The following is a 19,413-nucleotide window of genomic DNA, read 5'->3' as shown; positions in this document are numbered from 1 at the left end:
ACCGTATGCTGGATCATCTGGCGTTTTCTCTTTATCGGGGCCAAATCATTAAATTGAATCGCTTAAAATGGGGCGGCCCTGCAATGCACAAATTCGGGCAATGGATGGGCGGCGCGTTCAACTTCATCGACCAGAATGTCTTTAAAGTTCCATTCACGCTGCATGACTTGCAGCAGGATTTCAGCGCTCTGAAAACAGTTGATGCAGCGAACTTCAAGCCAAACTATCCAAAACCGGATGGCAAGCTGACTTTTGACCGTTTGTCTTCAGTTTTTGTTTCAAATACCGTGCATGAAGAAAACCAACCGGCGCATTTGAAACTGACCGATGCTTCTATTCCAGTCAATATCAACTTGCCGAAATGGGATGAGCCTGCTCAGCGCTACTGCCCGGCCGGTGTGTATGAAATTATGGAAGAGAACGACGGTTCAAAGCGCTTCCAAATTAACGCGGCCAACTGCGTGCACTGCAAAACTTGCGATATCAAAGATCCGTCTCAGAACATCACATGGGTAACACCGGAAGGCGGCGGCGGCCCTAATTACCCGAATATGTAATTGGTATCCAAATATGTGATTTGGATAGCCCTTGCAGAGCTGGCCGCAAACTGCATCGCCAGCCCTGCTGATAAATTATATTTCTCCAATAAAAAAATCCCTGCGTTAGTGCAGGGATTTTTTTATTGGAGAAATAGGTTTAACCCTTCTGTACCAAATAATGAAATTCCTTATTGCCTTTTTCATCCAAACGCTCTTCCTGCAGCAAAAGTTCATGCCCTAAATGCATGCAGAATTTTGGGATATCCCAAGATGTTGAATTATCGGTTGCAAAGACTTCGACCACATCCCCAGACTTTGACTTACGGATCGCCTGATGCAGCATCATCACTGGCTCGGGGCAGCGCAGGCCGCGAGTGTTTAACTGAATGCTCGGGGTAATTGCAGGTTCGGACATCATGCAGCTCGGAAGAAGAAAATCCGCCTAGTTTAACATAGCCTGCGCTAAATTCAGCAGCAGGGACGCGGCGTGGAGCGCGCAATAAACTGGCATCTTGATTGTTCATTTTTTTGATCTGCCGGCTGCCATCCGCCGCTTATGCCATTTTGATCTGAACATTCAGAATTCCCTTTGGAATAGGCATAGACAACTGTATTTTCTACGGTATGATAAAATCACATTTTTTTAGATATTAAGCGTCTTCAGGAAAGATCATGAACGAGGAATCAGGCCCATCGTGGGGCATGCGCGGCTTACGTAAATGGCTAGGCACTGCGCCGGAAACCCGCGATGAACTGTTAAAATTAGTACAAGATTCACGTCGTTTTTTAGAACCCGATACTGTTGCAATGCTTGAAGGCGTGCTTGACCTTCCTGCAACAAAAATCCGTGAGGTCATGACCCCGCGCACAGCCATGATCAGCCTTCAGGAAGATGATGAACTGCTGGATATTCTGCATGTGCTGATTGAATCGGCGCATTCACGCTTTCCGGTATTTTCATCAGATCAGCCCGATAATGTCGTGGGCATTCTACTGGCTAAAGACTTGCTGCCGTTCTTAACGGACCGCAGTTCTAAAGTCGATGTCCGCGCGCTGATGCGCCAGCCGCTGTTTGTCCCTGAAAGCGCCCGCTCAGATCAAGTCTTGCGTATGCTGAAAAATACCCAGACTCATATTGCCGTGGTCATCGATGAGTACGGTACAACTTCAGGCTTAGTCACGCTTGAAGACATTTTAGAAGAAATTGTCGGTGAAATTGAAGATGAGCACGACAACATCGATGAAGAAGCTGAATTCATTATTCCTGACGCAGACCCGAAAACAGCAGATACCTGGCTGGTTCAGGCGCTTACACCAATTGAACACTTCAACAATGTTTTAGATGCAGATTTTTCTGACGATGAAGTAGAAACTGTCGGCGGTCTTTTGCTTCAGGAAATTGGTCTAGTGAGCGATTTGCAAGGTCAGGTCATTGAACTTGAAAATTGGGAATTTACAATTCTGGAGGCAGATGCGCGCACTATTCATCTGATTCGAGCTGTCCGTAAATGAGAACCTATTTTAACAAACTGTTAAATCCTGCAGAACAACAAAAACAGCTCCCTTTAATTTACCCTTTGCTGATTGCGCTGTTTTCCGGCGCAGTTTTCAGTTTTGCGCTGGCGCCTTATTATTACTGGTGGCTGGCGATTCTATCCCCTGCGCTGCTGTACGCCTGCCTGCGTAAGCGCACAGCAAAGCAAGCTTTCGCCATTGGCTGGTCATATGGCATCGGTCTGTGGTTTGTCGGCGCATTCTGGCTGTATACTTCCATTCATGTCTACGGCGACACCAATTCATTTTTAAGTGTCTTGATGATTGCCGTCATGGCGCTAGTCATGGGGCTATTCACCGCCGTGCAAACTTGGCTTTACCGGCGTTTTTTCCCAGAAACGCCGCTCACCTTTGCCCCGCTGTGGGTATTGTTTGAATGGGCCAAAACTTGGGTTTTTACCGGTTTTCCTTGGCTATTTGCCGGTTATGCTTTTACAGAGCGCTATTTAGACAGCTATGCTCCATTATTTGGCGTATTCGGGGTTTCTTTCGCCGTCATTATTTTGGCCTGCGCACTGGTTGAAATTCTGAATAGAAAAGTGTTTTGGATTGTGCCTGCGGCTGTTTTGCTCCTCGGCGCCTGGGGAGCTTCCCAGCTGACCTTTGTTGAGCAGAAAGCCGAAAAGCCATTAACGGTTTCACTGATTCAAGGCAATATTCCGCAGGACTTAAAATGGCTGACCGAATATCAGACCAAAACGCTAATGATCTATGCGCAGCTGAGCCGGACTGAATGGGGCCGTGACCTCATCGTTTGGCCGGAATCGTCAATTCCGCTGTTCCAAACCGACATTGAACCATTTTTAGATGCCATGAATGCACAGGCAAAGAAAACCGGTACCGCTTGGGTCACCGGCATTCCTTACTGGGATTTGCCTGAGTCGGAACATGCGGGCCAGCCGATGTATTACAACAGTATTATGGCAACAGGCGACCAATCTCAAGGCTTATACAAGAAGCAGCGCTTAGTGCCGTTCGGTGAATATATTCCTTTGTCTGGCTTGCTCAGCTGGGTGCTTCCGGCTTTGCAGAACGACCCTTCAATGAGCGGTTTTTCCCGCGGTGCAAGTGACCAGAAGCCTTTGTCTGTGAAGCATCATGATTTAGGCGCGGCGATTTGTTACGAAGTGGCTTATCCGAATCTGACACGGCGCAATGCGCAGCAAAGCGACTTCTTAGTGACAGTATCGAACGATGCATGGTTTACCGGCACTGCCGGCCCTTGGCAGCATCTGCAAATGGTGCAAATGCGCGCCAAAGAGAATGGCCGCTGGTTTATCCGCGCCACCAATACAGGCGTCACTGCATTTATTGACCATCATGGACATATTGTCAAACAGGCGCCTATCGATCAAGAAGCTGTACTGCGGGGCAATCTGCCGGCAATGCAAGGGGAAACCCTGTATATGCGCCTCAGCGACTGGCCAATTTTAGCGTTCTCGCTCTTGCTGCTGATTATTGGCTGGATTTACCGCCCGCGCAAAGTCGACGTATCGTTTAAATCCCGCAGATAATTGGCTGCCAGCCTAAAACGGCATGAAATCCAAAGAATTAAAAAACCGAGCATCTGCTCGGTTTTTTATTTTACAGCGCTGGGCTTCAAAGCAGTTTAGTTCCCAACGGTACTTCTGCATCCGGCACGCACAGCGCTACGTGGCCATCTGCATTATGAAACCCCGTGACTAAGCATTCAGACTGAATTGGGCCAATTTGTTTTTTCGGAAAATTCACCACAGCAGCGACCAATTTCCCCACCAATTGTTCCGGCTGATACAGCTGCGTGATTTGCGCGCTGGATTTTTTAATCCCCAGCTCTTGGCCAAAATCCACATGTAAAATATAGGCGGGCTTGCGCGCCTGCTCAAAGACTTCCGCCTGAATAATTCTTCCAGCGCGGATTTCCACTTTCACAAAATCATTCCATTCAATTTGCTGCATTCTTTTCATTGCTCCTGCATGGGTTTTTATTCATGCTCAGTATAAGCAAAGACGGCGCTGTCTCTGTGCGCAAAAACAGACAAGGCATCCTGCAATCTGGACAATTTCAGCACAATTAAAAGCAACTGATTTAAAAATGGATTCCGGTAATTTTCTCCATAAAAAACTGGAGTCATTGCTCCAGTTTTTTAGATTCTCTTTCACATTTCTTGCAAAGTATAGCCAGCAGCCCCTTTGCTTAAAGCCGCGCCACAATATAAGAAATCATCGCAGCCAAGGACAGCATAGGAAGGTAACGATAGATCTGCACGGCTGTACGTTCAAGCGCAGATTCCTGCTCTTGCCTTAATTGCGCAACTGTCGCTTTTAACGCCGACCAAAAACTCAAAACCAGCCAGCTGCTCATTACGCTGATCGCAAAAAAACCCACCATGATTTGGCTGCTGCCTTCAGTGCTTTGCCATAAATGCAAGATGCCTTGACTGACAGGAAGAATGCTGAGAACTAAAAGAACAGATTTCAGCATTGCCCAATGAAATTGGTTGATTTCATCTTCTAAAATTAATGCTTTCATTCTATCCTCCCATGGCTGAAAAAGTGCCATAACTGATATTATGCAAGGTTTTATTCAAATTAAAAGCTTATATTTCTCCATATTTTACGATTATTGTAATCAATAATTTTGGGAATAATTCTTATTATAAATATCAAATAGAATTATTATTAAATAGTTTTATTTTTCAATATTTTATATTATAAATATTAATCAAGATTGATTATCACTTCACTCAACATTGAAACAACCTATTAAGTGAAGTGTTTTATTCCATTAAAACTGAATAAATAATTATTCTCAATTAATGCTTATAAAAAATATCTGCATCATTGCCCTCTCCGCCAGACTGCCCATCTGCACCGAATGAATAGAGGTCATACGGGCGGCCTTCCGCGCCTGGAATCACATACTGAACATCATTTTCCCAGCTGTCTTTCGGATATCCGCCCTTCACATATCCGCCCGGCAGCCAATTTTTGGCAGATTCTGGCTTATTCACCAACGCGCCTAAACCGCCATCCTGCATTGATGGAAACTTGCCGTTATCCATTTTGTACTGATCCAAAGCGCCAGCTACGCTTTTTAAGGTTATTTCAGTGGTATCCACTTTGGCTTTTTCACCGCGGCCCATGACGTTCGGCACAATCAACGCCGCCAAAACACCAAGAATCACAATCACGACCATCACTTCAATTAAGGTAAAGCCTGAAGCGCGATTCACTCGAGTGCTGCCCATACGTGCCGCAAGTCCGAAAGCTGTGCTTGTGGTGCGGATTTCATTCACGGCAAGTTCCGTCCTTTTCATTCCATGTCTCTCATTGGTATGTTGCATTTAGCAGAAAGCCGATCTGGCTTTCCATTATTGGAAATTTTACGCAAAGTTTATTTAAATCATATTATTCATGTTCACAATTGGCAGCATGACCGCAATCACAATAACCAAAACGATGCTTGCCATCAGCACCAGCATCAGCGGTTCCAATAGCGCCAGCAAGGTTGAAATCAGCGTCGTGACTTCCCGATCCTGCATGTCTGATGCGCGTTCCAGCATGCGGTCCAGCTCCCCAGAAGCCTCGCCGCTTCGGATCATTTGTACCATCATTGGCGGGAAATAACCACTGCGCTCCAGCTGTGTCGCCAAGTTGCCGCCTTCAGTGACTTTTTCAGCGGCTAAATTGACGGAATCGCGGATCACCCAGTTATTGCTGACTGCGGCGCCAATTTTCAATGCATCGACCAGCGGCACACCGGACTTGGTTAAAATTGACAGTGTACTGGCAAAACGCGCTGCATTAATGCCTTTAGACAGTTTGCTGAATAAAGGCAGCCTCAGCGTTAAACGGTCAAATGCATAATGTCCTGCAGCCGTCCGCAGAAAGCGCGCCAATAAGAAAAAACCGAGCGCTGCACCAGCCAGCAGGAATGGCCACGCCACGCGGATAAAATCACTGGCATTCATTAATGCGACAGTAATCCATGGCAATGCGCCTTTGTCCTGATCAAAAGTTTTGACAATATCCGGCACTACATATGTCATCAGCCCCATGACAATTGCGAATGACATCAGCATCAGAATGACCGGATAAATCATCGCGCCCTGCACTTTCTTCTGCATGGCAAAACGGTTTTCAGTGTAATCCGCCAGCTGATCCAGAATCAGATCAAGATGGCCTGAACGCTCGCCGGCGGCAATCGTCGCAATATATAATTCGGGAAACCGCCCGGCTTGGCTGAGCGCATTCGCTAAAGAATGCCCTTCCAGCACTTTTGAGCGGACCGACATTAATAAATTCTGCACATGGGCTTTTTCATTTTGCTTGCCCACCGCGCGGATCGCTTCTTCCAGCGGAATTGAAGCAGCCACCAGCACAGAAAGCTGGCGGGTCATTAAAGCTAAATCATAAGATGTAATGCTTTTTTGAAACCAGCGGTTTTGCGCATGCTTATCTTTTTGCTCTACAGGATCGACCGCTACGGGAATCAGCGCTTTATCGCGCAGCTGCTGACGGATTTGGCGTGCTGAATCACCTTCTAGCACACCCTTCTGCTGCTTCCCTGAAGCATCTATGGCGGTAAACTGATATGCTGGCATTGCAATGCTCTAATTTTCCAAAAATTTGGGCTGCACAGTTGCGCCCAACCCTCAAAATCATTCATATTCTTAGATATAAATTATTTGCTCACTCTAGCATAACTCACCTTCGATCACGACGAAATTTAAAACAGGATGACATCAGCTTTTTATGCAAGTTTCAGCCTCTGCCCCAAGCCCCGTTTACCGGGTTCGCGTTGCCGTTCCAGTCTACCTGTATGACTGCTTTGACTACAGCCTGAGCATTGAGCAGTATCAGCAGGCGCAAATTGGCGCACGGGTGGCTGTATCGTTTGGCCGGCAGAATTTAATCGGGGTGATCACAGATAAACTGGCGCCGGATGCGCCGCTGGATCCCTCAATAAAACTCAAAGCCATTACTGAATTACTCGATGATCAGGCCATTTTAGACAGCAAAGTTTTAAGTTTGCTGACATGGGCTTCTCAATATTATCAATTCCCCATTGGCGAAGTCATTCAAAGCGCTTTGCCTGCACTGCTGCGCCAAGGCAAGCCTTATAATTTATTGGCGCGTACATGGAAACTGCTGGATGCTGATGCCGAGAGCAAAATTAAGCGCTCTGAACGTCAGCAGGAAGCCTATAAAGTGTTAAAGCTGCACCCTTCAGGCACGGCAGAAAATTTGCTGAATTTAGCGGGGGTCGAGACAGCAACATTAAAAGCGCTGGAAAAAAAAGGCATTTGCGAATGTGTGCTGGACGCGCAGGATTTCAGCCCCATGCCGGTCAGCATGGCGCAAATGCCCCTGACCGCAAATCCAGACCAGAAAAAAGCCATTGAGGCCATACTGAAAGCGCGTAAAAAATATCAAGCCTTTCTGCTGGATGGCCTGACTGGCAGCGGAAAAACAGAAGTTTATCTGCAAGTCATGCAAGAAGTGCTGAAACAAGGCAAACAGGTGCTGGTCTTGGTGCCGGAAATTGGCCTAACGCCGCAAACCATCAGCCGTTTTCAGTCCCGCTTTCACTGCAATATCGCCCTGCTGCATTCCGGCCTGAATGATTCCAAGCGGCTGCAGGCCTGGCAAGCGGCGCAAACCGGCAAAGCCTCCATTATTTTAGGCACCCGCTCTGCCATTTTTACCCCGCTGCCGAATTTAGGCCTGATAGTGCTGGATGAGGAGCATGACCTGTCCTTTAAGCAGCAGGAAGGCTTCCGCTATCATGCACGGGATATTGCGCTGTACCGCGGCCATCTGGAACAGTGCCCCGTGGTGCTGGGTTCCGCTACCCCCAGCATCGACAGCTATGCGCTGGTGCAGAATGGCAAAATGAGCTGTTTGGAGCTGAATCAGCGCGCGGGCTCCGCACTGATGCCGAAAATTCATATTCTGGATTTGAAAATCGCGCAGAAGCAGCACGGTATCAGCCAAATGCTGCTGGATGAAATGAAAAAGCGTCTGGACAAAAAAGAGCAGGTTCTGGTGTTTTTAAACCGGCGCGGCTATGCGCCGGTGCTGATCTGCGAGAGCTGCGCCTGGCAGGCCAAATGCCCGCACTGCGATGCCAATTTTACCGTGCACCGCACCCCCTATCAGCATCTGCATTGCCATCATTGCGGTACAATTCACCGCATGCCTGACCATTGTCCGCAATGCAATCACAGCGAACTGAAACCGATTGGCATGGGAACCGCCAAAGTCGAAGACAGTCTGAATGAACTGTTTCCTGCCTATGACGTGATTCGGGTTGACCGAGATTCAACCAGCCGTGTCGGTAGCTGGCAGAAGATTTACGATAAAATCCAAAAGAGCGAGCCGGCTATTTTACTGGGCACGCAAATGCTGGCCAAAGGCCATCATTTTCCTTATGTAACTTTGGTGGCTATTTTAGACATTGATTCCGGACTGCTGAGCGTTGACTTCCGCGCCACCGAACGCACCGCGCAGCTGGTGGTGCAAGTCTCTGGACGCGCGGGGCGCGGTGAACGCAAAGGTGATGTATATTTACAGACCTTGCGTCCAGAACACCCGCTGCTGAACACTTTAGTGCAGGAGGACTACCGGCAGTTTGCCAAGCAGACACTGAAAGAGCGCCAAGCTGCATTGATGCCGCCTTTCCGCTATGCCGCGCTGATCCGCTGTGAATCGAAAGACCAAACGCTGAATAAAGATTTTTTACAGCAGCAGGCCCAGCTTTTAAGGCAGAATTCTGAAAATATGGTAGATATCTGGGGTCCTATTCCTGCGCCAATGGAGCGAAAGGCGGGCCGCTATCAGTCGCATATGGTGCTGCTGTCTGCAGACCGCGCCAGACTGCATTTTTATATCCGCCATTGGTGGCTGAACATGCTGCATCAAAAGCCATCCAGTATGAAATTAACCTTAGACATTGACCCGCAGGAGCTCAGCTGAAGCGGTTTACCCTTCAGCACTGCTGTTCACGCTGCATAGAAAGAAACAGAACTAGGACGGACGCATGTCACTACTGCTGCAAATCACCATTTTTTTAGGCGCCTCATTGCTGCTGGTGCCTTTGCTGAAGCGTTTTGGCATCGCGACAGTATTGGGTTATTTATTTACCGGCATGCTGCTCGGGCCGAATGTGCTGAATATTGCCAGCGATGCAGTGGCGATTCAGGAACTGGCCGATTTCGGCGTAATTCTGCTGATGTTTATTATCGGGCTGGAATTGCGTCCGCAGCGCCTGTGGGAAATGCGCCATTCCATCTTTGTAATGGGCAGCCTGCAAGTCGGCATTTCAGGCATTCTGCTGGCGGTCATCAGTTTCTTTGCCCTGCAGCAGGGCATAGCCGCGAGCACTGTCATCGGTTTTGCTTTGGCGCTGTCTTCCACCGCCTTTATTCTGCAGCTGCTGAGTGAAAAGCAGCAGCTGAACACCACCTTCGGCCAGCAGTCTTTTTCTATCCTGCTGTTTCAAGATATGGCGGCGATTCCGCTGATTGCCTTGATTCCCCTGCTCGCCGGCACAGAATCCACCCATCACGGCATTGCCTATTTTGCCGCCATTGTGGCCACATTTACAGGGCTGTTTTTATTCAGCCGTTACCTGATGCGCCCATTTTTCCGCTTTGTCGCCAAAAGCGGTGCGCATGAACTGATCACTGCCGTTGGATTATTTATTGTTTTAGGCGTTGTCGGGTTAATGGATATTCTCGGAATCAGCACCACTTTAGGCGCCTTCCTTACTGGTGTGTTGCTGGCTGATTCTGAGTTCCGCCATGAGCTGGAAGCCAGTATTGCGCCCTTCAAGGGATTGCTGCTGGGCCTGTTCTTTATGACCGTCGGCATGACCACCAAGCTGTCGCTGTTTATTGATATGCCGATGCTGATTATTGGCGGCGCGGTTGTGCTGATGCTGGTCAAAATGCTGTCCTTGGCCGCTATTGCGCGCTATTTCCAGCAATCATGGCGCAACAGCCTGATGCTGGCTGCCTGTCTGGCGCAAGGCGGTGAATTTGCATTTGTAGTGCTGAGCGTAGCCGTCAGTGAAAAAGTTTTAACGCAAGCCATGATGGAGCCGCTGACCTTAATTGTGACCTTATCCATGGTGCTGACGCCGGTGATCTATTGGCTGATGAATTCAGTGATTTCACCGCGCCTGCAAAAAAGCGATGCAGCGCCGCAGTATGACGATATCCCAGATCATCATCCGCCGATTATCATTGCCGGCTTTGGCCGCTTTGGCCAAATTATTGCCCGTGTCGCGCATATTCAGCACCAGCCCTTTACCGCCATTGACAGCAATTTAGATAAAGTCGATTTCGTGCGCACTTACGGCGGCAAGCTCTACTATGGCGATGCCGCTCAGCCGGATATCCTGCGTGCTGCCGGCATTGAGCATGCCAAAGTCTTTGTCTTGGCGATTGACGACATTGAAGATTCGATGAATGTTGCGCGCCATATCCGCTTGAATTATCCCGCTTTAAAATTGCTGGTCCGTGCCCGCGACCGCCATCATGTTCATCTTCTTCGCGATATCGGGGTCGAGCACATTTGGCGAGAAACTTACCTGTCTTCTTTGGGCATGGCCTATCATCTGCTGCGCGATGTCGGCGTCAGTGAAGATGATGCGTATAAAAGCATTGAACTGTTCCGCGACTTTGATGAAGCCCTGCTTTCCCAGCAGCAGCACATTTACACCGATGAACAGAAAGTTTACGAAACACATCGTAACGCTTTAGCTGAACTGGAACATTTATTCGAAAGCGATACGCAAATCCGCCAGCCCCATACCGGTGTGGATTTACAGCGAGAACTCAAGCGTGACCGCATCGATGTTACAAGAGATGATCTTGAATGACTTGTGTTTTACAATAGTGTCACCATTAAGGCAGGGTTATGGAGAATTTTATGTCTGATTTACGCCAACGCTTTTTTATTGAAGATAGCCCTGTACGCGGTGAAGTTGTTCACCTTGAGGAAGCCCTGCAAACCATTTTGGCGCAGCGCAGCTATGCCCCTGCCGTACAAATTTTATTGGGTGAAATGCTGAGCGCGACCGCGCTGCTGGCCAGCACATTAAAAATTAAAGGCCGAATCAGCTTGCAAATTCAGGCATCGGGCACATTCAAGTGGGGCATGGCGGAATGCAATCATTTGGGCGAAGTGCGCGCTTTGGCCGATTATGAAGAAGATCCGCATTTCCTTCAGGCAGAAAACAGCAGCACTGTGCTGAAAACACTGCAAAATCCAGTGCTTTTCATCAATATCGAACCTGAACACGGTGAACGCTATCAAGGTATAGTGCCGCTGGATCAGCCAAATCTGGCGGGCTGCTTAATGCAATACTATGATCTGTCTGCACAGATTCCGACCCGCATTGTGCTGGCAAGCACAGCTGAGCGCTCTGGCGGATTGCTGATTCAGCTGCTGCCGCGCAACAGTGAAGAAGAGCAGCGCCGGGTTGATGAAGACCTGTGGCCACGCTTAACCATGCTGACCGAAACATTAAAAGCCGAAGAGTTAACCGAACTGGACACCAGTGAAATTCTCTACCGCTTATACAATGAAGAAGAAGTCCGCCTGCCGGAAGCCGAAATTTTAAACTTTGGCTGCACCTGCTCTAAAGAGCGCTGTGCAAACGCTTTAGTGCAAATTGGCGCAGCGGCGGTTCGGGAAACGCTGGAACATCAAAATCCAATCAGCATGGACTGCCAATTCTGCAATGCGCACTACAGTTTTAGCGCTGAAGAAGCATTAGGCTTATTTGGCGAACATCTCAGCTGAAGCATTAATACTTCGTTTAAAAAAAGCATCCTAAACAGGGTGCTTTTTTATGCTTTATTCAATTAAATTTCCTGCATTCTACTCACAGCCAGCACATCTATCTGAAAGCGCTTTTAAATAGATCTATAACCGTACGTCCTACTGATGATCCCGTAAAATTTTCGCCAAAACAACGTCATCACAACGATATTTTTTATTTTTAAAGCATAAAAAACTTAAAACCATTCAACTCTAAATTGCATTAGCAGCTCATCTTGAGCTTCTCCGCCTTTTGGCCATCAGCCTGCGTCAAGCGCATGCCGGCAATATATTGACCCTGCATAGCAAGCGGGATAGGAACTGGCTGATTGCGCAGAAATGTTTCCAGCTCCGTATTGAATTGTGCAAATCTTCAAATAAAAATCAGGCTTACAGCTTTTTTTCAGCAAAGATACAGGCGATTACAATTATTTGAAATAATTCATATTTAAACTAAAAAGAACTAGAACTGATATGGCTTTTCACTATATATTAAACCCATATTTTTTTTATGCCTTTATTTTAACAGTTCATTATTTTTGAGTGCCTCTACATGCATTTTCGCTTAATTCCGTTGGTTTTTCTTGCTCTTAACTTACCGGCCTGGGCCGCCGCAGACCCCTTACTCGGAACATGGAAAACAATTGACGATAAAACCGGCTACTCTCTAGCCGATGTGATCATCAGCAAAGATAAAGACAATCAATATTCCGCTAAAATTGTCAGCACCCGGGCAATTCCTGGGACTGCCGCTCAAGACATTTGCATAAAATGCACAGGTGTTCAAAAAGATATGCCTATGGTTGGCATGACCATGCTGACGGGCTTAAGCGCCGACCCAGCGCATCAGCACGAATACATTGGCGGCAAAATGCTGGATCCTAATTCCGGCCTGCGCTATACCGCCCGCGCCCGCCTGATGAACAGCGGCAAACACTTACTGATACACAGCCGGGCGGATGGCGCTGCAGTAGGCCGAAATTTAACTTGGGTTAAATACTGAAGCATATGAAATTGCCCAGATTTTTAGATAAAAGTCTGGGCAATTGAGAAAAACATCACAAAAAAATCAAAACCGTGATGAAATTATCAATTTATCTATTTGATTTTAAAAAGCTTTAACTATAGATTAGTGCACCTACTCTAAAATCAATTATAAATTTGCTATGGGGAAAAGCATGAAGGGCATTTCTAAGGGTCTATTGGCCGGATTATTATTGTCTTCAATTTCTGTATTCAGCGCTGCTGCAGTGAATGATCCATTGGTCGGCAAATGGAAAACCATTGATGACCGCACTGGATATTCACGGGCTGATGTCGAAATCCGAAAAAAATCAGATGGCACCTATGAAGGAATTATTGTCGAAACCCGCAATATCCCGGGTTCAGAAAAGCAGATTATTTGCTCCCATTGCCCGGGCGCGTTAAAAGACAAGCCTTTTCTTGGCCTGCCTTTTATTTGGGGCTTTCAAGCCAGTGCCAGCAACCCAAATGAATTTGTGAATGGAAAAGTGCTGGATCCAATCGGCGGTAAAATTTATAAGGGCAAGGCAAAACTGAATGCAACAGGAAAACGCCTGACCTTGCGCGGCTATATTGGCGTTTCGGTTATCGGCCGCAGCGTAACATGGGTAAAATATTGATTTAAAGCGCTGCATTCAAAGGCCTCAATGTGAGGCCTTTTTTATTGTCATAATTTGAAACAATATGCATCAAATAAACACTGTTTCATTTCGGTGAAGGCCCATATATTGATTAAAACATAATCAATATTAAGCAGAGTTCCGATAACGAATATGGCAAAAAATTATTATGAAATACTTGGCGTATCGCGTGATGCGACACAAGATCAACTGAAAAAAGCCTATCGAAAATTGGCGCGGAAATACCATCCGGATGTCAGCAAAGAACCCGATGCCGAAGCCCGCATGCAAGATCTGAATGTTGCGTATGACACCCTCAGCAATCAAGAAAAGAAACAAGAATACGATTTTCAGCTCGATCATCCGGAAGGTTTCGGCCAGTTTGGCGGGCAATCTGGACACAGCGGCTTTGATGATGCCAAATTTTACCGCTATGGCTCTGACCGCGGCGCTCAGGAAGCGGATTTCAGCGGATTTGAAGACCTTTTTGGCCGCTTCGGTTCAGGTTTTGGCGGCGCGCACTATCAATATCAGCAAGACCGCCGCACCAAGCAGCCGTATAAAGGCGAAGACCAGCATGCCAGTATTGAGGTCGATTTAGAAATTGCCTACACGGGCGCATCTCAGAATATTACCTTGCAGATTCCGACTCTGAATGCTTATGGCGAACCCGAAGTGCAGCGCAAGACCCTGCAGGTCAAAATTCCAAAAGGATTGAAAGATGGCCAGCAAATCCGCTTAAGCGGTCAAGGTCAGGCAGGCATCAATGGAGGCGCGCATGGCGATCTGTATATTGAAGTTCACTACAGAAGCAATGAACGGCTGCGCTCTGATGGCGCAGATGTGTATATGACTGTCGATGTCGCGCCATGGGAAGCTGCGCTGGGCCAAAGCATTCAAGTCCGCACTTTAGATGGCGGCACGGTTCAGGTCAGTTTGCCGAAGAATGCAAAAACAGGCCAGCAGCTCCGCTTAAAAGACAAAGGGATACCAAATAAAACCCCCGGGCATTTGTATTTGGTATTAAATATAGTTAACCCTCCTGCTCACAATGCAGAAGAGCAGCAGGCATATCAAGCTTTTGCTGAAGCATTTCAGCAATTTAAGCCTAGACAGCCTTAAGGAGTCCCCTCATGACCACAATTTATTACCGTGAAATTGTATCTAGCGGCTGCGAACAGACTGAAATTGTCGATGAACAGCGCAGTTTTGACTTGCAGCATTTTGCCCAAGCCTGCGGACAAAGTCCTGAATGGGTGCTTCAGTTGCTGGAATATGACATTTTGCCGAATCGGCCTGACAGCAGGGTCCATCAATTTTTTGGCGATGATATTTCCCGCGCCCGGCGCGCATACCGTTTACAGCGGGACTTTGATGCCAGCTTTACGGCGGTGGCCATGATGCTGGATTTAATCGATGAAGTGCAAAACTTGCGGCGCCAAGTAAAACACCAGCAATTCCAAACTCACTGATTTCTGCTTATCTCTTCCCTGCAGTCCTGCTGCCGGGGAAGCTGGATATTTTTTTCATTTTATCTATCTGAGAGAACTGTTCACGCGTATGAAAACCAAAGAATGCAATAAAAAAGTGAAAAACATGTTTCCCGAATTCCGTGAGCTCATACATCGGCTGCGTGAGGAAAACCCGCGCTTTGCCCATCTTTTTGAGCGGCATGAAGAGTTAGATCGAGAAATCTGCCAGCTTGAATTAAACCCCGTGAATCAAATTAATACGGACATAGAAACCCTGAAGCGGCAAAAACTTAAACTCAAGGATGAGATCTACTATTTACTCAAGCAAAATTAATCGCATCTGCTTGCGTTCTACTTGATTTCTTTAAATACAATGCAGCTGAGCAACAGATTTCATGTGAATACAGCCCGTCTTCATTGCCTTTTATCCAAGATGGCATAGAGATTATATTCAAGCTGCCGCAGCATATACCGCGCTAAGTATTAGGCTTGTTACATATCCGAAATTCTCCTGATCATGGCAAATGCCGGATTGGAAAATACATACCCTTGATGACCGAAACGACTACTTTCGGCCCAATATCATCTTGCCCAAAATAATAACTGTGCTTATTTGAGAAAAATTTTAATAAGGCCTCTGCCCTATAAATTTCTTATTCAAACCTGCAGTACATGCAAAGGATCACCGGCTATACCGGCATTTCAGCCTTAGGCAGCAGGACAGCATGCATTCGCGCCGAATAGATATTGCATAAAACGTACGGCTCATGGCTTATTTAAATTTGGTCAGCTTTTCGACTTCTTTTAATGTGCCTTTAACCGTTTGCTTCAAGGGTTCATAATCTAAAAACCAGAATAGGCTCATCTGCTGGTCCTCATGCTGCTGCGCCAGCATATCAATAACGCTTTTTTCACCTCGGCCCACCATATGGCGGCGGTAAAAATAATAGATCAGCAGGATGGTTGTCATCAGCATAATGCCCAGCATGATCCAAAAACCTTGCTCAGATTTCAAGCCCGGAATGAACTCAAAATTCATGCCATAGACCCCAGTCAACAAAGTCAGCGGCGCAAATACGGCTGTAATAATCGCAAGAATCCGCATATTTTCATTGGTCTGATTCGCAATCGCTGAAAAATGCAAATCAATGGCTGACTGCACTGCACCCCGCAGGCGAATGGTATGTTTTTGAATCCGTTCGATATGGCTGCTTAAATCATCCATCCGCACCAGCATAATATCCTGCCGTTCTGTTTTCTTTTTACCTTTTAAATGCGGGTAATTATCGACAATTTCATCACGCAGCTCCTGCAGGCACTCAATTTGCTCTTCGCACAAATTTTCAACTTGCTGGAATGCCATGTTTTCCTGCAGCAGCTGCTGCCATTTGCTGAACCGGCGATGGCCCTGCAGCAGTTCCTGCTGCCAGTATTCTACACGGCGGGTTAATGGCATGCGCAAATCCAAATAGCCATCCACCATGCTGTTTAGCAGCCGCAGTGTAAGATCAAGGGTGGTCAGCGGCAGCTTTTTAGTTTTATTCTGCTCATCGGCATTGCGGGCTAAAATGGCATTTATTCGCTGCAGATAATTTTCTACCGCCTTGTTGCCTTTTTCCCGAACGGTAATCAGCGCTTGCGGTGTAATAATAAAGCTGATGGGCGTTGTGGCCAGCCCAAAAACACGCTCATGCTGCTCCAACGCTTTTTCGCCAATTTTAATTTCATCATCAGGGGTAATCAGTTTCCTGAAAACCAGCAGATCATAATCATCCATGGTGTCAAAAGCGCAAGGGTGCTCTAAATTTAAAATATCTTTAAGGTGATATTCATTCAGCCATACTGAAGTTTGTTCAGCAATTTCCCGCTGCCACGCTTCCGCACGGTTTACCACATCTTCACGGGTGCAGTCTATCCAGATAAATTCAGGTTCTGCGGATGCATCTAAACAGCCTTTCTGCACATAGATATGTTTGTCCGCCGGCTGCTGGAAAAATGAATAAATTTGCATGGGCCCATTATTATTTGTATTTCCTTCCCTGCATCATGCCATAAAAAAAGCCTGCATCAAGCAGGCTTTTTTTATTACAAATTCAAAACATCAGGCAATTAAGCTTGTTCAATGTCTTTCATTGTCAATTTAATACGGCCGCGGTTGTCTACATCCGCAACTTGTACTTTAACTTCTTGACCTTCTTTCAATACATCTGAAACGTTCGCAATGCGTTCGTTAGAGATTTGAGAAATGTGAAGCAGGCCGTCAGTACCCGGAAGGATGTTTACAAATGCGCCGAATTCAACGATACGGATCACTTTACCAACGTACAGTGTACCTGGTTCAATTTCAGCAGTCAGCGCTTGGATTTTCGCTACAGCAGCAGAAGCCGCCGCTTTAGTTTCACCAAATACGCGAACTGTACCGTTGTCTTCAATATCAATCGCCGCTTTAGTTTCTTCAGTAATCGCGCGGATTGTTGCACCGCCTTTACCGATCACGTCACGGATCTTGTCAGGGTTGATGTTGATGACTTGGAAAGTCGGCGCATGCATAGAAATTTCAGGGCGGGCGCGTGAAATCACTTGGTTCATTGCATTCAGGATATGCATACGGCCTGCATACGCTTGGTTCAATGCAACTTCCATGATCTCTTCAGTGATGCCTTCGATCTTGATGTCCATTTGAAGCGCAGTAATACCATTGGCAGAACCTGCTACTTTAAAGTCCATGTCGCCAAGGTGATCTTCATCACCCAAGATGTCAGAAAGAACTGCGAAACGCTCGCCTTCTTTTACTAGACCCATTGCGATACCGGCAACTGGCGCTTTAAGCGGAACACCTGCATCCATAAGCGATAGTGAAGCGCCGCATACAGAAGCCATTGAAGATGAACCGTTAGATTCAGTGATGTCAGATACGATACGGATCACGTACGGGAAGCGGTCAGCTGCAGGAAGAACTGCTTGAACACCGCGGCGCGCTAGACGGCCATGACCGATTTCACGGCGCTTAGGACCAGATTCACGGCCAGTTTCGCCTACAGAGTATGCAGGGAAGTTGTAATGCAGCATGAAGTTGTCAGTTTTAGTACCGGCAAGGGTATCCACCATCAACGCATCGCGTGTATTGCCAAGTGTAGTTGTAACCAACGCTTGAGTTTCACCGCGTGTGAACAATGCAGAACCGTGAGCACGGTTCAATACGCCCACTTGTACGTCTAGGCCACGGACAGTTTTTGTATCACGGCCGTCAATACGCGGTTTACCTGACAAAATGTTGTCACGAACTGTGCGGTATTTTAAGTCTTCGAATAATTCGTTTACTTCGTCAGCAATACCTGATTCGTCATTTTCTGGCACGAATTGAGCAACTGCTTCTGCATAAAGCGCATCAAGCGCTGCATAACGGTCTTGCTTAACCGCAATCGTATACGCTTCAGAAATTTTCGCTTCAAATGCATCTTTTAATTGACCAAGAAGCGCTTCGTTTTTAACCGGAGCAACCCAAGTTGACTCAACTGCGCCTGCAGCTGCAGCGAATTCTTTAATTGCTTGAATCGCAATCTGCATTTCGTCATGGCCGAAAAGCACAGCGCCCAGCATTTGGTCTTCAGAAAGTTCTTTCGCTTCAGACTCAACCATCAGAACTGCAGACTCTGTACCTGCAACCACAAGGTCAAGGTCAGATTCTTTTAATTGTTCATGATTCGGGTTCAGAATGTATTCGCCGTTGATCAAGCCAACGCGCGCGCCGCCGATCGGACCGCGGAACGGCGTGCCGGCAATTGACATAGCGGCAGATGTACCCAACATTGCAGCAATGTCAGCATCCATCGTTTTGTCAGAAGAAATAACTGTCGCAGTGACTTGAATTTCGTTGAAGTAGCCTTCTGGGAACAACGGGCGGATTGGACGGTCAATCAGACGCGAAATTAAAGTTTCAGCTTCAGACGCACGGCCTTCACGCTTACCGTAACCGCCAGGGATACGGCCAGCTGCATATTGTTTTTCTTGGTAGTTAACAGTCAATGGGAAGAAGTCTTGACCTGCTTTTGCTTTTGGCTGAGCGACAATTGCAACCAGTACAGTTACACCGCCCATCGTAATCACAACAGTGTTCGCTTGACGTGCAACACGGCCTGTTTCTAAAACAACTTGGTGCTGACCGTACTGAAATTCTTTACGAATAATATTAAACATCGACATGTTTTATTTTTTCCTAGTTCTTGTGAACAATTATTCTAGTGGAGACCCCTAAGGTTTGGCATTCACAACAAAGTTTTAAATGACAAAGCTTAGAAGCCGACCTCACCAGAGTATAAAAAAATGATTTTAAGACGCAAAGAAGGAGCGAATCATCGCCCCTTCTCAATTATCCAGCCAAGGCCGGATAGA

18 protein-coding genes are annotated in these 19,413 nt (G+C 46.9%); 11 read left to right on the top strand and 7 right to left on the bottom strand.

Annotation, left to right across the window (positions count from 1 at the left end):
* Positions 1–557, top strand: a 557-nt coding sequence (locus tag AZH43_RS11160; RefSeq protein WP_227509812.1) for a 4Fe-4S dicluster domain-containing protein, incomplete at its 5' end; no start/stop codon positions are given.
* Between the two features lie 139 nt (positions 558–696).
* Here the strand turns inward: AZH43_RS11160 and tusA are convergent.
* The gene (gene tusA / locus AZH43_RS11155) at positions 697–954 is read right to left on the bottom strand and encodes a sulfurtransferase TusA (protein ID WP_067669680.1); all 258 of its coding nucleotides are present in this window, start codon (positions 952–954) and stop codon (positions 697–699) included.
* A 257-nt stretch (positions 955–1,211) separates the two neighbouring features.
* Here tusA and AZH43_RS11150 point away from each other — a divergent pair, with 257 nt between their 5' ends.
* Together AZH43_RS11150 and lnt are read left to right on the top strand one after the other, a co-directional pair.
* Positions 1,212–2,051: an HlyC/CorC family transporter gene (locus AZH43_RS11150; protein ID WP_067669655.1), complete on the top strand. Its 840-nt coding sequence runs from the start codon at positions 1,212–1,214 to the stop codon at positions 2,049–2,051.
* On the top strand, positions 2,048–3,607 hold the full coding sequence (gene lnt / locus AZH43_RS11145; protein WP_067669654.1) for an apolipoprotein N-acyltransferase: 1,560 nt from the start codon (positions 2,048–2,050) through the stop codon (positions 3,605–3,607). Before AZH43_RS11150 ends, lnt begins: the two co-directional genes overlap by 4 nt.
* 85 nt (positions 3,608–3,692) lie before the next feature.
* Here the strand turns inward: lnt and AZH43_RS11140 are convergent, their stop codons facing one another.
* From AZH43_RS11140 to gspF, 4 genes are all read right to left on the bottom strand, one after another.
* Positions 3,693–4,031, bottom strand: a complete 339-nt coding sequence (locus AZH43_RS11140; RefSeq protein WP_067669653.1) for a tRNA-binding protein — start codon at positions 4,029–4,031, stop codon at positions 3,693–3,695.
* Positions 4,032–4,269: 238 nt separating this feature from the next.
* A complete protein-coding gene (locus AZH43_RS11135; protein WP_067669650.1) occupies positions 4,270–4,605 on the bottom strand; it encodes a hypothetical protein in 336 nt (111 codons plus the stop codon).
* A 283-nt stretch (positions 4,606–4,888) separates the two neighbouring features.
* Positions 4,889–5,392: a type II secretion system major pseudopilin GspG gene (gspG, locus tag AZH43_RS11130; protein ID WP_067669649.1), complete on the bottom strand. Its 504-nt coding sequence runs from the start codon at positions 5,390–5,392 to the stop codon at positions 4,889–4,891.
* 81 nt (positions 5,393–5,473) lie between these two features.
* Entirely contained in the window at positions 5,474–6,679 is a 1,206-nt protein-coding gene (gene gspF / locus AZH43_RS11125) for a type II secretion system inner membrane protein GspF (RefSeq protein WP_067669648.1), read from the bottom strand.
* Positions 6,680–6,830: 151 nt separating this feature from the next.
* Here gspF and AZH43_RS11120 point away from each other — a divergent pair, with 151 nt between their 5' ends.
* From AZH43_RS11120 to AZH43_RS11080, 8 genes are all read left to right on the top strand, one after another.
* Positions 6,831–9,053: a primosomal protein N' gene (locus AZH43_RS11120; RefSeq protein ID WP_067669647.1), complete on the top strand. Its 2,223-nt coding sequence runs from the start codon at positions 6,831–6,833 to the stop codon at positions 9,051–9,053.
* A 64-nt stretch (positions 9,054–9,117) separates the two neighbouring features.
* Complete coding sequence (locus AZH43_RS11115; protein WP_067669646.1) at positions 9,118–10,962, top strand: monovalent cation:proton antiporter-2 (CPA2) family protein; 1,845 nt, start codon at positions 9,118–9,120, stop codon at positions 10,960–10,962.
* 50 nt (positions 10,963–11,012) lie between these two features.
* Positions 11,013–11,888 carry an Hsp33 family molecular chaperone HslO gene (gene hslO / locus AZH43_RS11110; RefSeq protein ID WP_067669645.1) on the top strand — a complete coding sequence of 292 codons (876 nt, stop codon included), beginning with the start codon at positions 11,013–11,015 and terminating at the stop codon, positions 11,886–11,888.
* A 571-nt stretch (positions 11,889–12,459) separates the two neighbouring features.
* Positions 12,460–12,909: a DUF2147 domain-containing protein gene (locus AZH43_RS11100; protein ID WP_067669643.1), complete on the top strand. Its 450-nt coding sequence runs from the start codon at positions 12,460–12,462 to the stop codon at positions 12,907–12,909.
* A 175-nt stretch (positions 12,910–13,084) separates the two neighbouring features.
* Entirely contained in the window at positions 13,085–13,549 is a 465-nt protein-coding gene (locus AZH43_RS11095) for a DUF2147 domain-containing protein (RefSeq protein ID WP_067669642.1), read from the top strand.
* A 153-nt stretch (positions 13,550–13,702) separates the two neighbouring features.
* The gene (locus AZH43_RS11090; protein WP_067669637.1) at positions 13,703–14,671 is read left to right on the top strand and encodes a DnaJ C-terminal domain-containing protein; all 969 of its coding nucleotides are present in this window, start codon (positions 13,703–13,705) and stop codon (positions 14,669–14,671) included.
* 11 nt (positions 14,672–14,682) lie between these two features.
* Positions 14,683–15,021, top strand: a complete 339-nt coding sequence (locus AZH43_RS11085) for a chaperone modulator CbpM (RefSeq protein WP_067669635.1) — start codon at positions 14,683–14,685, stop codon at positions 15,019–15,021.
* A gap of 88 nt (positions 15,022–15,109) precedes the next feature.
* Complete coding sequence (locus AZH43_RS11080; protein ID WP_067669633.1) at positions 15,110–15,355, top strand: YdcH family protein; 246 nt, start codon at positions 15,110–15,112, stop codon at positions 15,353–15,355.
* Positions 15,356–15,793: 438 nt separating this feature from the next.
* On the opposite strand, the gene AZH43_RS11075 is transcribed toward AZH43_RS11080, so the two are convergent.
* Positions 15,794–17,032 (bottom strand): magnesium transporter CorA family protein, encoded by a 1,239-nt coding sequence (locus tag AZH43_RS11075; protein WP_067669631.1) that lies wholly within the window; start codon positions 17,030–17,032, stop codon positions 15,794–15,796.
* A gap of 98 nt (positions 17,033–17,130) precedes the next feature.
* A complete protein-coding gene (gene pnp / locus AZH43_RS11070) occupies positions 17,131–19,218 on the bottom strand; it encodes a polyribonucleotide nucleotidyltransferase (protein ID WP_171254461.1) in 2,088 nt (695 codons plus the stop codon).
* Between the last annotated feature and the right edge of the window lie 195 nt (positions 19,219–19,413).

The sequence above is a fragment of the Acinetobacter pragensis genome, assembly GCF_001605895.1.
GTDB classification, from domain to species: Bacteria; Pseudomonadota; Gammaproteobacteria; order Pseudomonadales; family Moraxellaceae; genus Acinetobacter; species Acinetobacter pragensis.
Note: the sequence above shows the minus strand (reverse complement) of the source record. Positions and strands in the feature narration are given on the sequence as shown.